12 protein-coding genes are annotated in these 15419 nt (G+C 61.5%); 9 read left to right on the top strand and 3 right to left on the bottom strand.

Going from position 1 to position 15419, the window contains the following annotated elements:
• Positions 1-87: 87 nt before the first annotated feature.
• Positions 88-1044: a glucokinase gene (locus BFP92_RS17245; protein ID WP_065930417.1), complete on the bottom strand. Its 957-nt coding sequence runs from the start codon at positions 1042-1044 to the stop codon at positions 88-90.
• Positions 1041-2867: a phosphogluconate dehydratase gene (gene edd / locus BFP92_RS17240; RefSeq protein ID WP_065930416.1), complete on the bottom strand. Its 1827-nt coding sequence runs from the start codon at positions 2865-2867 to the stop codon at positions 1041-1043. The genes BFP92_RS17245 and edd overlap by 4 nt, the downstream gene beginning before the upstream one ends.
• 221 nt (positions 2868-3088) lie before the next feature.
• Between edd and gap the strand changes: the two genes are divergently transcribed.
• The 7 genes from gap to BFP92_RS17205 all read left to right on the top strand — a co-directional run bounded on the left by gap (position 3089) and on the right by BFP92_RS17205 (position 12071).
• Positions 3089-4090 carry a type I glyceraldehyde-3-phosphate dehydrogenase gene (gene gap, locus BFP92_RS17235; protein WP_065930415.1) on the top strand — a complete coding sequence of 334 codons (1002 nt, stop codon included), beginning with the start codon at positions 3089-3091 and terminating at the stop codon, positions 4088-4090.
• A 160-nt stretch (positions 4091-4250) separates the two neighbouring features.
• Positions 4251-4769 (top strand): RNA polymerase sigma factor, encoded by a 519-nt coding sequence (locus tag BFP92_RS17230; protein WP_065930414.1) that lies wholly within the window; start codon positions 4251-4253, stop codon positions 4767-4769.
• A gap of 74 nt (positions 4770-4843) precedes the next feature.
• Positions 4844-5812 (top strand): FecR family protein, encoded by a 969-nt coding sequence (locus BFP92_RS17225; RefSeq protein ID WP_065930413.1) that lies wholly within the window; start codon positions 4844-4846, stop codon positions 5810-5812.
• Positions 5813-5927: 115 nt separating this feature from the next.
• The gene (locus BFP92_RS17220; RefSeq protein WP_065930412.1) at positions 5928-8492 is read left to right on the top strand and encodes a TonB-dependent receptor; all 2565 of its coding nucleotides are present in this window, start codon (positions 5928-5930) and stop codon (positions 8490-8492) included.
• A gap of 134 nt (positions 8493-8626) precedes the next feature.
• Complete coding sequence (locus BFP92_RS17215; protein WP_065930411.1) at positions 8627-9235, top strand: biliverdin-producing heme oxygenase; 609 nt, start codon at positions 8627-8629, stop codon at positions 9233-9235.
• Positions 9236-9391: 156 nt separating this feature from the next.
• Positions 9392-9793 carry a YbaN family protein gene (locus BFP92_RS17210; RefSeq protein WP_017139762.1) on the top strand — a complete coding sequence of 134 codons (402 nt, stop codon included), beginning with the start codon at positions 9392-9394 and terminating at the stop codon, positions 9791-9793.
• Positions 9794-9932: 139 nt separating this feature from the next.
• Positions 9933-12071: a methyl-accepting chemotaxis protein gene (locus tag BFP92_RS17205; RefSeq protein ID WP_065930410.1), complete on the top strand. Its 2139-nt coding sequence runs from the start codon at positions 9933-9935 to the stop codon at positions 12069-12071.
• A gap of 119 nt (positions 12072-12190) precedes the next feature.
• Here BFP92_RS17205 and BFP92_RS17200 read toward each other — a convergent pair whose 3' ends face one another.
• The gene (locus BFP92_RS17200; protein ID WP_065930409.1) at positions 12191-12754 is read right to left on the bottom strand and encodes an NAD(P)H nitroreductase; all 564 of its coding nucleotides are present in this window, start codon (positions 12752-12754) and stop codon (positions 12191-12193) included.
• Between the two features lie 139 nt (positions 12755-12893).
• On the opposite strand from BFP92_RS17200, the gene BFP92_RS17195 reads away from it, so the two are divergent.
• Positions 12894-14321: a di-heme oxidoreductase family protein gene (locus BFP92_RS17195; RefSeq protein ID WP_065930408.1), complete on the top strand. Its 1428-nt coding sequence runs from the start codon at positions 12894-12896 to the stop codon at positions 14319-14321.
• A gap of 31 nt (positions 14322-14352) precedes the next feature.
• Complete coding sequence (locus BFP92_RS17190; protein ID WP_065930407.1) at positions 14353-15417, top strand: imelysin family protein; 1065 nt, start codon at positions 14353-14355, stop codon at positions 15415-15417.
• The last annotated feature ends 2 nt before the right edge of the window (positions 15418-15419 follow it).

The following is a 15419-nucleotide window of genomic DNA, read 5'->3' as shown; positions in this document are numbered from 1 at the left end:
AAGCCCGCTCCCACATTTGACCGGGTTCCAACTTTGGAATGCAGTCGAATGTGGGAGCGGGCTTGCTCGCGAAGGGGCCTTCAGTCCCTACGCAAAAGCCTGCTCAAGCGCCACACCGGCCCCGGTCAACCCGGAATACGGCGCCGTCACCAACCACACAGGAATGCCTTTGAAGTAATCGCTCATGCAGCCCTTATCGCTGAAACTCTTGGCAAAACCGCTGTTGATAAAGAAGTCGGCAAACCTCGGAATCACCCCGCCCACGATGTACACACCGCCACGCCCACCGGTGGTGAGCACGTTGTTACCGGCCACACGGCCCAGCCAGATGCTGAACTGGTTCAACACTTCCATGGCCACCGGGTCGCCGGCCAGGCCCGCTGCCGTGATGGCTTCGGGCGTGTCCAGCACCGGCGTGTGCCCGTCGACCGCACAAATGGCGCGGTATACACGAGGCAGGCCGCCACCGCTCAGCGCGGTCTCGGCGCTCACATGCCCAATCTCGCTGTGAATGTGCTGCCACAACTGGGTTTCACGCGGGCTGCTCAGCGGCAGGTCGACATGGCCGCCCTCCCCCGGCAATGCCGCGTAACGGCCTTCGCCCAAGTCCAGCAAGGTGCCCACACCCAGGCCCGTGCCTGGGCCGATCACCACGGCTGGGCGCAAGGGTTCCGGCGTTCCGTGGCAGACCACGCGAAACTCATCGGGTTTGAGCCGCGTCATGCCCAGGGCCATGGCCGTGAAGTCATTGACCAGCAGCAATTCATCAACCTGCAAGGTTTTGCAAAACGCAGTTTTGCTCAGCCGCCAGTGGTTGTTGGTGAATTTAAATTCATCGCCACTCACCGGCCCGGCGACCGACAGGCACACCGCGCCGATGTCCCCGATTTCCAGGCCTTCTTCCTTGAGGTAAACCTTGATGGCTTCCTCAGGGCTGTGGTGGTCTGCGGTGGCATGCACGCGGATCGAATGCAGCTCCTGATCCCGCCACAACGCAAAACGGGCGTTGGTACCACCAATGTCACCGACCAGCGCAAGCTTCACTTAAGCGTCTCCAAGGCAGAGGTAAAGGCGCTGGCGCCCTGCTCTGCGGAGCTTGCGGCCAAGCGCATAAATGCAAACAGCTCGCGACCAGCCCCCACGTTGTTGCCCAACAGGCCCGTGGCAGGCGTGCGCGCTGCAAATTCTTCGGCGTCCACCTTAAGCTCCAGGGTGCCCTTCACGCCATCGACGCGAATGATATCGCCATCCTTGACCCGCGCCAGCGGCCCGCCGCTCTGGGCTTCGGGGTTGACGTGAATCGCGGCGGGGATCTTACCCGAGGCGCCGGACATACGCCCGTCTGTTACCAACGCAACTTTGAAGCCACGGTCCTGCAACACGCCGAGGAACGGCGTCATCTTGTGCAATTCCGGCATACCGTTGGAGCGCGGCCCCTGGAAGCGCATCACCGCAACGAAGTCTTTTTCCAGTTGGCCGGCCTTGAACGCATCGGCCAAATCCTGCTGATCCTGGAACACCACCGCCGGTGCTTCAACGATCTGATGCTCCGGCGCCACCGCCGAAACCTTCATCACGCCACGGCCAAGGTTGCCTTCCATCACGCGCAAGCCGCCTTCGGGCGAGAACGCACGGGTTACGGGGCGCAGGATGGTTTCGTCGAGGCTTTCGATCGGGCCGTCGCGCCAGATCAGTTCGCCGTCGACCAGGAACGGTTCCTGGGTGTAACGGCTCAGGCCTTTGCCGGCTACGGTGTTGACGTCTTCATGGAGCAAGCCGGCTTCAAGCAGTTCGCGGATCAGGAACGACATGCCGCCCGCTGCCTGGAAGTGGTTGATGTCGGCCTTGCCGTTCGGATACACGTGGGACAGGGTCGGCACCACCTCGGACAGGTCGGCCATGTCCTGCCAGGTGAGGATGATGCCCGCCGACATGGCGATGGCCGGCATGTGCAGGGTGTGGTTGGTGGAACCACCGGTCGCATTGAGGGCGACGATGGAATTGACGATGGATTTTTCGTCGACGATCTCGCCAATCGGCGTGAAGTCACCGCTGGCCTTGGTCAGGCGCGTGACCTGGTGCGCGGCTTCGCGGGTCAGCGCATCACGCAGCGGCGTGTACGGGTTGACGAACGAAGCGCCCGGCAGGTGCAGGCCCATCACTTCCATCAGCAACTGGTTGGTGTTGGCGGTGCCGTAGAAGGTGCAGGTGCCGGGGCTGTGGTAGGACTTCATCTCCGATTCCAGCAGCTCTTCGCGGCTGGCTTTGCCTTCGGCGTAACGCTGGCGCACGTCGGCTTTCTGCTTGTTGGAGATGCCCGACGGCATAGGGCCGCCCGGTACGAAGATCATCGGCAGATGGCCGTAGCGCAGCGCGCCCATCATCAGGCCAGGGACGATCTTGTCGCAGATGCCCAGCATCAGCGCGGCATCGAACATGTTGTGGGACAGCGCTACCGCCGTCGACATGGCAATCACTTCGCGGCTCAGCAAGCTCAGCTCCATGCCGGGCTCGCCTTGGGTCACGCCGTCGCACATGGCGGGCGTGCCACCGGCGAACTGGCCGACCGAGCCGACTTCGCGCAGGGCTTTCTTGATCTGTTCAGGGAAATGTTCGTACGGCTGGTGCGCCGAGAGCATGTCGTTATATGACGAAACAATTGCCACGTTGGCGGCATTCATCATGCGCAGGCTATTTTTATCTTCAGTGCCGCAACCGGCCACGCCGTGGGCAAAGTTGGCGCATTGCAGCTTGCCGCGCATCGGGCCGTCGCTGGCCGCGCCGCGAATGAGCGCAAGGTAAGCCTCGCGGGTTGCACGACTGCGGGCGATAAGCCGTTCGGTGACCTCAATAACGCGGGGATGCATGTGTAGAACTCCAGGCTAACGGATGTGGCGACCTGAGTGTCTATGCTGATCAAACGCCCGCAGCGCATGGGATGGCAGGGTGTCGTTTGAATCATCGGACCAGTTGATTCAGGTCACTCGTTGTAGATTGAACAAAATATTGCCACTAAAAAGGCTTGTTTTCTATTTTTATGCGAATAATCTTGTAATTCTTACAACAAATCGACGACAGGCACTTTCCAATGACTCTTCGTATCGCAATCAATGGTTTTGGCCGTATCGGCCGTAATGTCCTGCGCGCACTGTATACCCAAGGCTACCGCCAGGATTTGCAGATCGTCGCCATCAATGATCTGGGCGACAGCTCGATCAACGCCCACCTGCTCAAATACGACACCGTACACGGCACTTTCGAAGCAGAGGTCGCCCACGATCAGGAAAGCCTGACCGTCAATGGTGACCGGATTGCCGTCAGTGCCATTCGCAACCCGGCCGACCTGCCGTGGGCTGCACACAAGATCGACGTGGTGTTCGAATGCACCGGTCTGTTCACCGACCGTGACAAGGCTGCCGCCCATATTACCGCCGGCGCGCGCAAGGTGATCATCTCGGCCCCGGCCAAAGGCGCGGATGCCACCGTGGTTTACGGGGTAAACCATGACATTTTGCGTCAGTCGCACCAGATCATCTCCAACGCGTCGTGCACCACCAACTGCCTGGCGCCTGTGGCTCAGGTGCTGCATCGCGAGCTGGGCATCGAAAGCGGCCTGATGACCACCATTCACGCCTACACCAACGACCAGAACCTCACCGACGTGTACCACACCGACCCGTACCGCGCGCGTTCGGCCACCCAGAACATGATCCCGAGCAAGACCGGCGCCGCCGAAGCGGTCGGCCTGGTACTGCCGGAACTGGCGGGCAAGCTGACCGGCATGGCCGTGCGGGTGCCGGTGATCAACGTGTCGTTGGTGGACCTCACCGTGACGCTGAAGAAAGAAGCCACGGCCGAGCAAGTCAATGCACTGCTGAAAGAAGCCAGCCAGCATTCGAAAATCCTCGGCTACAACACCCTGCCACTGGTTTCGAGCGACTTTAACCATAACCCGCTGTCGTCGATTTTCGATGCCAATCACACCAAGGTCAGCGGCAAGTTGCTGAAGGTACTGGCGTGGTATGACAACGAGTGGGGCTTCTCCAACCGTATGCTGGATAACTGCCTAGCGCTCTGCAACGCCGAGTAAACCGACCAGGTTGTTGATCGTTCCCACGCTCTGCGTGGGAATGCCGCCTCGGACGCTCCGCGTCCCGCTGCTAAGTGGCGACGCAGCATCTCAAAGTGCCACTTGCCATTTGAGTTGATGATAAGCATTATCATTAACTGCAAACCGGTCTGGTATCACTGTGAGCCAATCTCGCTTCAACCAAGTCTTTCTCACCCAGCGGGTGATTCTGCTTCGCACCTTGCAGCGGATGGTGAATAACCACAGCACCGCCGAGGACCTGTTGCAGGAAACTTACCTGCGCGTTACGCGGGCGCTCAGCGAGCGGCCGATCGATCACCTCGAACCCTTCGTCTATCAAACCGCGCGCAACCTGGCGCTGGACCATCTACGCTCGCGCCGCATCCAGGCCCGCACACTGCAAGAAGATGTGCCGCTGGACGTGCTGCAGAGTGTCGCCGCGCCGATGAGCACGCCCGAAGACGCCACCCAGGCCGAGCAATTGCTCGAACACCTGAGCGTCAGCCTGGGCCAGTTGAGCGCGCGCCAGCAGCAGATTTTCATCCTCAGCCGCCTGCACGGTTGCAGCTACCAGGAGATTGCCGATCAGTTGCAAGTGTCCTTGAGCACGGTGCAGAAGGAACTGAAATTGATCATGGCTATCTGTGTAGGAGTGGCCGAACGGCTGGATCAGCCTTAAGCTTCACCCGACAGAGGTGTCGAACCAGGCTGTAGGAAAAATGAATAGAACGTGGCGAAGACCCGAGGAACACCGTGACGGACCCGAATAAACTGCGCCCCCATGAGCTGGCTCATGAGGTGTTGCAAGACGCGGCCATGGACCAAGCTCTCGACTGGCTGATCGCCTTGCAATGCCCGCAACCGGGGCAGCAAGCCGAGTTCGATGCCTGGCTGGCCAGCGACCCGGCGCACCTGCTCGCCTTCAGCAAGGCCCAGGCCGCCTGGGGCGGCGCGCCGGTTCACAGCGCCGCCGTGGCCCTGGCAGTGCCGCGCAAACCCAGCGCGTGGCGGCGTATCAAGCCGCATTGGAAACCCCTGGCCACCGCCGCTGTGCTGCTGATCGGTCTGTTCAGCTTCAGCAGCCTGCCCGTGCGCTTGCAAGCCGACCACCTCACCGTCGTCGGTGAACGCCAGCGCCTGCAATTGGATGACGGCTCCAAAGTGTTACTGAACACCAACTCGGCGTTTTCCAGCAGCATCAAGGACCACCAGCGCGTCGCCCGACTGTTCCAGGGCGAAGCTTTTTTTGAGGTGGCGCCCAGCCGTGGTCTGCCGCTGGAGATTGACGCCGGCCCCGTGCGCGCCAGCGTGCGCGACACCGACTTCGCCGTGCGCTACCTCAATGGCGAAGCCCAGGTGCAGGTGCAGCGCGGCGACGTGGACTTGAGCAATACCTTTGACGATGCCCGCGTGCGCCTGAGCGCCGGTGAGAGTATCCGCATCGGCCCCAAAGGCTTCGGCCAACCGGCTAAACTGGATGCCGGTAAAGACTTGGCGTGGGTCCAGGGCCGCCTGGTATTCGAAAACTGCCCGATGAGCGAAGTGCTCGCCGAGTTGCGCCGCTATTACCCCGGCTGGATCGTCAACACCAACGACAAGCTCGCAAGCGTGGCCGTCACCGGCAATTACCGCCTCGATCAACCGCTGGATGTGGTGCGCTCCCTGGCGCACATCACCTCGGCCAAGCTCTCGGAATACCCGGCGCTGGTCATCTTGAACTAAATGAGAATTATTTTTACTCGATAGCTACAGGTGGTTCGTCTCGTTATAGCCAATGCAACTGATTCCTATTTGATCAGCTCGCAACTATAAGATTCGTATCTCCGGAGCGCTCTCGATGTCCTCTCGTTTCAACCGCCGGTCCTCTTCGCCCGTCCTGTCGCTGCTAACCGCCGCCATCCTGCTGGCCAGCGCGCCGGCGATGGCCGCTACTGCCGCCGAACCTGCCGCGCGCAGCCACGGCAATTACAGTTTCAGCATCGAACAGCAGCCCTTGGTGTCGGCGTTGAATGCCTTTACCAGCGTGACCGGCTGGCAAGTCGGCTTGCCGGCAGAGCTCGGCCAGGGTGTGTCGTCCCCCGGCGTACGCGGCGCACTCTCGCCGGAAAAGGCCCTGGACCGGCTGTTGCTGGGCACCAACCTGAGCTACCGCAAACTGGGCAATAACAACATCGTGCTGGAAAAGCGCCCGGCCGGCAGCACGCTCAACCTGCAACAGGTGACCATCAGCGCCACCCGCAGTGAGCAGGACGTCAACAGCGTGCCAAGCACTGTCACCGTGCATGCGCGTGAGGAGCTGGACCGCCAGAACGTGAATACCATCCGTGAGCTGGTGCGTTACGAGCCCAACGTGTCGGTCGGCGGCGCAGGCACCCGCGCCAGCAACGCCGGCTACAACATCCGTGGCATCGACGGCGACCGCATCCTCACCCAGGTAGACGGTGTGGAAGTGCCGGACAACTTCTTCAACGGCCCGTACGCCAAGACCCGTCGCAACTACGTCGACCCGGAAATCGTCAAGCGCGTGGAGATCCTGCGCGGCCCGGCGTCAGCCCTGTACGGCAGCAGCGCCATCGGCGGCGCAGTGAGCTACTTCACCCTCGACCCGGACGACATCATCAAGCCCGGCCAGGACGTCGGCGCCCGCCTCAAAACCGGCTACAGCTCCGCCGACGACAGCTGGCTAACCTCCGGCACCGTCGCCGGCCGCGTGCAGGACTTCGACGGTTTACTGCACCTGAGCCAGCGCAATGGCCATGAAATGGAGTCCTACGACGGCAACAACGCCACCGGCCTGGCCCGCACCGGCGCCAACCCGGAAGATGCGCGCACCACCAATATCCTGGCGAAAATGGGCTGGAATTATGGCGAGGACAACCGTCTTGGCCTGACCTACGAGAAATTCAAGGATGATCGCGACGTCAACTTGAAGAACGCAGTGGGCGGACCGTTTATCGGCGGTCGCGGAATGAACCTGTACCGCGCCCGCTCGGGTAACGACACCATCACCCGCGAGCGCTTCGGCCTGGAAAACACCTTCGGCCTCAACTCGCCGATGGCTGACCGTATCAAGACCAGCCTCAATTACCAGATCGCCAAGACCGACCAGAGCACCGCCGAAATCTACCAGCCGGGCCGTCGCGTCATGCGCACCCGTGACACCCTGTACGAAGAAAAACAGTGGGTTTTCGACGCTCAGTTGGACAAGGCGTTCAGCCTCGGTGAAACCGATCACCAGGTCACCTACGGCACCACCCTCAAGCAGCAGAAAGTCAGCGGTTCGCGCGAGGGCTCGGCCTACTGCCTCGCCGTCGGCTCAGGCTGCACGGCCATCGGCGCACCCAGCCCGTCTGCCGGCGACAGCGTGAAAAAGTCCAGCGACTTCCCGGACCCGACCATTAACACCTACTCGCTGTTCGCCCAGGACCAGATCACCTGGGACAAATGGACCTTCCTGCCCGCCGTGCGTTACGACTACACCCGGCTCAAGCCCAAGCTGACCCAGGAATTCCTCAACACCGTCAACCCGACCGGCGCCTACCCGGTCAGCGACAAAGAAAAAACCTGGCACCGCGTCACGCCAAAATTCGGCCTGACCTATGCGCTGACCGATCAGTACACCTGGTTCGGCCAATATGCCGAGGGCTTCCGCACCCCGTCGGCCAAGGCGCTTTATGGCCGCTTTGAAAACCTCAACCTGGGCTACACCGTCGAGCCGAATCCGAACCTCAAGCCGGAAACCAGCAAGGGCATCGAAACCGGAATTCGCGGCCAGTTCGACGAGGGCTCCTTCGACATCGCGGTGTTCTACAACAAGTACCGCGACTTTATCGACGAAGACGCCTCGGTCGCCGGCGGCGACATCCAAACCTTCGAAGCCAACAACATCAAGCACGCCACTATCAAGGGCGTTGAAGCCAAAGGCCGCCTGAACCTGGACGCGTTCGGCGCACCACAAGGCCTCTACACCCAGGGTTCGGTGGGCTACACCTACGGCCGTAACGACGACAACGGCGAGCCGCTCAACAGCGTCAACCCGCTTAAAGGCGTGTTCGGCCTGGGCTACGAGCAGGAGCAATACGGCGCGCTGGTCAGCTGGACGCTGGTGAAGAAACAGAACCGTGTCGACAGCACCACCTTCCACGCCCCGGATGGCAGCACCAGCGCGCCGTTCAAGACCCCGGGTTTTGGCATGGTCGACCTGACCGGCTTCTACAAAGTCACCAACGACGTGACCATCAACGGCGGTATCTACAACCTCACCGACAAGAAGTACTGGAACTGGGACGACGTGCGCAGCTACGACGGCGTCGGCGAAGCCGGCGTGACCGCGCCCGCCAACCTCGACCGCCTGACCCAGCCGGGTCGCAACTTCGCGATCAACCTGATCTGGGACATCTGACCGCCGCTCTTACCTCGCCGCCCTATATCAGCGGCGAGGTGAGGTTTTTTTACTGTGCCGCGTCTTCTTGTTCGTCTAGTTGATAACAGCTCTCTTTAGAGCCCCCAGGCGCTCCCCTTCTCAAGGATTTTTCGATGACCGCTTCTCCTACCGCAGAACGCCCAAGCCTGCGCTCCCAGCGCCTGAACCAGATCACCCACGCGCCACACACCAAGCTCGACGCCCTGGTCAAAGCCCACGCGCCGTTTGAAACCCCAGCCAACTTCGCCCGTTTTGTGGTGGCGCAGTACCTGTTCCAGTCGGAACTGGTGGCGCTGTACAACGACCCCGAGTTGATCAAGATCGTCCCGGACCTGGCTGAGCGCTGCCGCGCCGACGCCGCCAAACTCGACCTGGCCGACCTGGAAACCGAAGTACCGGCACCGGTTGCCGGCGCGGTAAAAAACCCGAGCAAAGCCGAAGCCATGGGCTGGCTGTTCGTGTCCGAAGGCTCCAAGCTGGGCGCTGCATTCCTGATCAAGCGCGCCGTGGGCCTGGGCCTGAGCGAAACCTTCGGTGCCCGTCACCTGGGCGAGCCGGCCGGTGGCCGCGCTGAAGGCTGGAAGCGCTTCACCCGCACCCTCGACGGCCTGGAGTTCAGCGCCGAAGAAGAAGCCGCGGCAGAAAAAGGTGCCATCGACGCGTTTGTGCGCTTCACCGTGCTGCTGGAACAGGCGTACGCTAGCGCCCCTGAACTGGCGTAACACTTGAATTGAAATGCAATCAAATGTGGGAGCGGGCTTGCTCGCGAAAGGGGTCGTTCAGCTAATAAATTTATTGACTGACACACCGTATTCGCGAGCAAGCCCGCTCCCACATTTGAAACTTATTTCGAATTGATTTTTGTGATCACCCGACCCATGACCGGCAAAACCCAATCCACCTCAAAAATCGCCCAGCTGCTCTTCGGCCTGCTGGCCTACGTCAGCCTGGGCATTGGGTTGGTGGCGATTGTCATACCGGGTTTGCCCACCACTGAATTCATCCTGCTGGCCGCCTGGGCCGCGACTAAAAGCTCGCCGCGCCTCAGCGCCTGGCTGGAAAACCACCGGCTGTTCGGACCGATTCTGTTCAACTGGCGCAATGGCAAGATCATCGCGCGCCGGGCCAAAGTCAGCGCCACCGTGAGCATGCTGCTGTGCGCCGTGCTGATGCTGGTGATGCTCGATCACGGCTGGCCGATCTACCTGGCGATTGCCGGGATGAGCCTGGGCAACCTGTGGATCTGGTCGCGCCCCGAACGGCTTGCAGCCCCCGTATAACGCGGCGTGTAGTCTTTTTCCGACCGCTCATCGCCTTTCCCTCATGAAACATCCATTTACGCCGATGTTCCGGACATAGCGCCGAATGGACTTGGCTCGCCCTGCTTGCATTTCAACGAGTCCAATCGCGAGTGAACCTATGTTCGACACCCTCTCCATCCGCTTGAAAATCGTGCTGCTGTCGGGCCTTTGTCTGCTGGGGGTGATAGCGCTGATCATCAGTATCAACCTGCACGAGACCGATCAGAATGACCATTTGATCAGCGATTCAAGCTCGCGAATGCTCACCCAAAACATTCAACACCTGCTGCAAGCCAAGGCCGCCGAACAGGCGGTGCAGTTACAGAAAACCTTTGGCGAAAACCTCGTGGTGGTCACCGCGCTGGCCGATCACGTCAAAGACCTGCGCGCCCTCGCCAACAAACGAGCGCTGGAACCCGGCGCCTTGCGAGAAGAGCTCAACCAGAGTGTCAAAACCGCCTTTGAGCGCAACAGCAAGGTACTGGGCATCTGGCTGTCATTCGAACCCAATGGCCTGGATGGCAAAGACAGCGACTTCGTCAACGACAAAACCCGCGTTTCCAATGAAAAAGGCCGTTTCGCCAGCTACTGGAGCCGCGCTGGCGGCGAAGGACTGAACACGGTGATGGTCGAGGCTGACCTGACCAAAACCTCCCTCAACCTCAGCGGCACGCCCTACAACATTTGGTACACCTGCCCACGGGACACACGCACGGTGTGCCTGCTCGACCCGTATTCCGATGAAGTGGCCGGCAAGCAGGTGCTGATGACCACTATTTCGCTGCCGCTGATCGTCGACGGCAAAGTCATCGGCGTGGTCGGTATCGATCTGGCGCTCAATACGCTGCAGGCGATGACGGACGCGGCGCAAAAAGAACTGTTCGACGGCGCGGCGCACCTGGAGATTCTGTCCAGCACCGGTTTGATTGCGGCGTACAGCGGCCAGCCGGACAAAGTCGGCAAGAATCTGATCGACACCCTCGGCAGTGAAGGCAAGGAAATCGTGCAACTGATGGCCAACGATACCCGCACGATCCGTGAGCAAGATGACACGATCCGCGCCGTGTACCCGGTCAAGCCGATTGCCGACGCCAAGGCCTGGGGCGTGGTGATCAAACTGCCCAAAAACGTGATGCTGGCCGACACCTTGAAACTGCAAGACGTGCTCGACAAAGCCCAGGCCTCGGGCACGCTCAAAGCCTTGCTGGTCGGCGCCGCTGCTGCCTTGCTCGGCCTGCTGCTGATCTGGCTGACCGCCACCGGCGTGACCCGGCCGATCAACACCGTTGCGGCGATGCTTAAAAACATCGCCAGCGGCGAAGGCGACCTCACCCAGCGCCTGACCTACGCCAAGAAGGACGAACTGGGCGAGTTGGCAAACTGGTTCAACCGCTTCCTCGACAAGCTGCAACCGACCATTGCGCAGATCAAACAGAGCATCACCGAAGCACGTGGCACGGCGGACCAGTCCTCAGCCATTGCCCGCCAGACCAGCGAAGGCATGCAGGTGCAATTCCGCGAAATAGACCAGGTGGCCACTGCCTCCAATGAAATGAGCGCCACCGCCCATGATGTGGCCAACAGCGCCTCCAACGCTGCCAGCGCCGCCCGTGGCGCAGACCAGTCGGCGCGTGACGGCATGTCGATCATTGAACAGAGCACCCGCGACATCACCACGTTGGCCGAAGAGGTCAGCAAGGCCGTGACCGAAGTGGAAGCGCTGGCGGTCAACAGCGAACAGATCGGCTCGGTGCTCGAAGTGATCCGCAGCATTGCCGAGCAAACCAACCTGCTGGCCCTGAACGCCGCCATCGAAGCGGCACGCGCCGGAGAAAGCGGGCGCGGGTTTGCGGTGGTGGCCGACGAGGTGCGCAACCTGGCCAAACGGACTCAGGACTCGGTGGAGGAAATTCGCCTGGTGATCGAGCGCATCCAGAGCGGCACCCGTGGTGTGGTGGCGACCATGCATTCCAGCCAGCAGCAGGCCCAGAGCAATGCCGGGCAGATCCATCAAGCCGTGCAGGCACTGGGCAAGATCAGTGACGCGGTCACGGTGATCAGCGACATGAACCTGCAGATCGCCAGCGCCGCCGAACAACAGAGCGCCGTGGCCGAAGAGGTCAACCGCAACGTCTCGGCGATCCGCACCGTGACCGAAACCCTCACCGGCCAGGCCACCGAGTCGGCGGCGATCAGCAGCCAGCTGAATGCGTTGGCGACCCAGCAAATGAAGTTGATGGATCAGTTCAAGGTATAAACCCGATCCTCAAAACAATGAAGATCCCTGTGGGAGCTGGCTTGCCCGCGATGGCGGTGGGTCAGTCAGTACATCCATGACTGACAGGCCGTTATCGCGGGCAAGCCAGCCTCCCACAATCAGACGCCAGTCCAGGCCTGAACGAACGCCGCTACATCTTCCTTGGCCGCCGTACGCGGAGGATTCTGCGGCGTACCGAGATAGAGGAAGCCAATCACTTCCTCATCCGCCGTCAGCCCCAAGCCTTTAGCCACATGGGCCGAGTAGGACAACTCACCGGTGCGCCACACCGCCCCAATTCCCTGCGCATACGCCGCCAGCAAAATACCGTGGGCCGCACAGGCAGCCGCCAGCAGTTGCTCGGATTTAGGTACTTTAAAGTGCTCTTGCAACCGCGCTATCACCACCACCACCAACGGCGCACGCAGCGGCCCATTCTGAGCCTTGTCGATAGCGGCTTGCGGTGCGTCGGCGTCCTGCAGGCGTGCGGCTTCGGCCAGCAACGTGCCCATCTGCTCACGGGCGGCGCCTTCTACGGTGAGGAAGCGCCATGGGCGCAGTTGGCCGTGGTCGGGCGCGCGCATGGCGGCGGCGAACAGCACGTCGCGCTGCGCCTGGGTCGGCGCCGGTTCCAGCAGACGCGGCACGGAAACACGGTTGAGCAAAGCGTCGAGAGCCTGCATTGGCCACCTCCAGAAAAAATGTGCGGTCATTCTAGCGGGAATGAATCGGATTCCACCAAACGATAATTGCTCTTATTCAATCCGCCCTGCCCTGTTAGACTTTGCGGCCTTATTTTTCGCCTTAGCCGCAGGAAACCCGATGGTCCGTTCGCCTCTTCGTCTGTGTTCAGCATTGCTGGCCTTGAGCCTGACTGCCTGCGATGACGCGCCCAGATTCACCAAGGCAGAACCGGGGGAATCACGGGCAGGCGGCGCGACGACGGTGAACAAGCGCGATCAGAACGCGTTTTCCCTGCCTTCGGCCAACCTGGCACCCACCCGTCGCCTGGATTTCAGCGTCGGCAACAGCTTCTTTCGCAGCCCCTGGGTGATTGCGCCGTCCACCACCACCGCGCGTGATGGCCTGGGCCCGCTGTTCAACACCAATGCTTGCCAAAACTGCCATATCAAGGACGGCCGTGGCCATCCGCCGCTGCCCGACGCGCCGAATGCGGTGTCGATGCTGGTGCGCCTGTCGATTCCGGCTGCGCCTGTGGATGCCAGGCTCATCGAGCAGATAGGTGTGGTGCCTGAGCCGGTTTACGGTGGGCAACTGCAGGACATGGCCGTGCCGGGCGTAGCGCCTGAAGGCAAAGTGCGGGTCGACTACACGCCCGTCAACGTGACCTTCAAGGACGGCAGCGTGGTCGAGTTACGCAAGCCAAACCTGCAAATCACCCAGCTGGGCTACGGCCCGATGCACCCCGAAACACTTTTCTCGGCGCGGATTGCGCCACCGATGATCGGCCTGGGCCTGCTCGAAGCCATCAGCGATGCCGACATTCTGCGCAACACCGACGCGAAAACCGCCGACAAGGAAGCCCTCGTCGGTCGCGCCAATTGGGTCTGGGATGACGCGCAGCACCAAACCGTACTCGGGCGTTTTGGCTGGAAAGCCGGGCAACCCAACCTCAATCAACAAAATGTTCACGCGTTTTCTGGTGATATGGGCCTCACCACGTCCCTGAGACCCTTTGATGACTGCACCGACGCCCAAGTCGCCTGCAAACAGGCGCCCAATGGCAATGGCCCCGAGGGCGAGCCGGAAGTCAGCGATAACATCCTGCGCCTGGTGCTGTTCTACACCCGCAACCTTGCCGTGCCGGCACGCCGTGGCGTCAACACGCCGCAGGTGCTCGCCGGTAAAAACCTGTTCTACCAGGCCGGTTGCCAGGGTTGCCATAAGCCGACGTTCACCACGGCGGCCACGGCCGCCGAACCTGAATTGGCCAACCAGGTGATTCGCCCATACAGCGACCTGCTGTTGCACGACATGGGCGAAGGCCTGGCCGACCACCGCAGCGAGTTCAAGGCCGGCGGCCGCGACTGGCGCACGCCGCCGTTGTGGGGCATTGGCCTGACGCAGGCCGTAAGTGGTCACACCCAGTTTTTGCATGATGGCCGCGCCCGTAACCTGCTCGAAGCCGTGCTCTGGCATGGCGGTGAAGCACAAGCGGCGCAGCAGCATGTGTTGTCCTTTAATGCCGAGCAGCGTGCTGCGTTGCTGGCGTTCCTGAATTCCTTATAAGCATTGCCACACTGACAGAAGGGAGCTCGACATGTTCCGTCCCAAGTTGCTGTTCACCAGCCTTGCCGCCCTCGCCCTCGGCGCCTGCTCGCCCCAGGACCCGCAAGCGGTGACCTCGGCGGCCATCGCCAAGCAAGTGATCCTGCCCACCTACAGCCGCTGGGTTGAAGCTGACCGCCAGCTGGCCGTCAGCGCCCTCGCCTACTGCCAGGGCAAGGAAAGCCTGGAGACGGCCCGCGCCGACTTCCTGCACGCGCAAAAAGCCTGGGCTGAGTTGCAACCGCTGCTGATCGGCCCGCTGGCCGAGGGCAACCGTTCGTGGCAAGTGCAGTTCTGGCCGGACAAGAAAAACCTGGTGGGTCGCCAGGTCGAACGGCTGGTCAGCGCCCAGCCGCAGATCGACGGTGCCGCCCTGGCCAAGTCCAGCGTAGTGGTGCAAGGCCTGTCGGCTTACGAATACATCCTCTACGACGCCAAGACCGACGTCGCCGACGAAGCCCAGAAAGCCCGTTACTGCCCACTGCTGGTGGCCATTGGTGAGCGTCAGAAAACCCTGGCCGAAGAGATCCTGGCCAGCTGGAACAGCACCGACGGCATGCTCGCGCAGATGACCAAGTTCCCGAACCAGCGCTACGCCGATTCCCACGAAGCCATCGCTGATCTGCTGCGTGTGCAGGTCACCGCACTGGATACCTTGAAGAAAAAACTCGGCACACCGATGGGCCGCCAGACCAAGGGCATCCCGCAACCGTTCCAGGCCGATGCCTGGCGCAGCCAGTCGTCCCTGCAAAGCCTGCAGGCCAGCCTCGCGGCGGCCCAGACCGTGTGGGTGGGTGTCGACAACAAAGGCCTGCGCGGCCTGTTGGGGTCCGAGCAGAAGCCGTTGGCCGACAAGATCGACGCCGCTTACGCCGCCTCGCTCAAGCTGTTCGCCAGCAACCAGCGCACGCTCAACGAATTGTTGGCCGATGATGCCGGGCGCCAGCAACTTAACGACATTTACGACAGCCTCAACGTGGTCCACCGCCTGCACGAAGGTGATCTGGCCAAGGCGTTGGGCATCCAACTGGGCTTTAACGCTAACGACGGTGACTGATG

The sequence above is a fragment of the Pseudomonas sp. 58 R 3 genome, assembly GCF_900006605.1.
Classification (GTDB): Bacteria; Pseudomonadota; Gammaproteobacteria; order Pseudomonadales; family Pseudomonadaceae; genus Aquipseudomonas; species Aquipseudomonas salomonii.
This window is presented reverse-complemented; position numbering and strand designations above follow the sequence as displayed.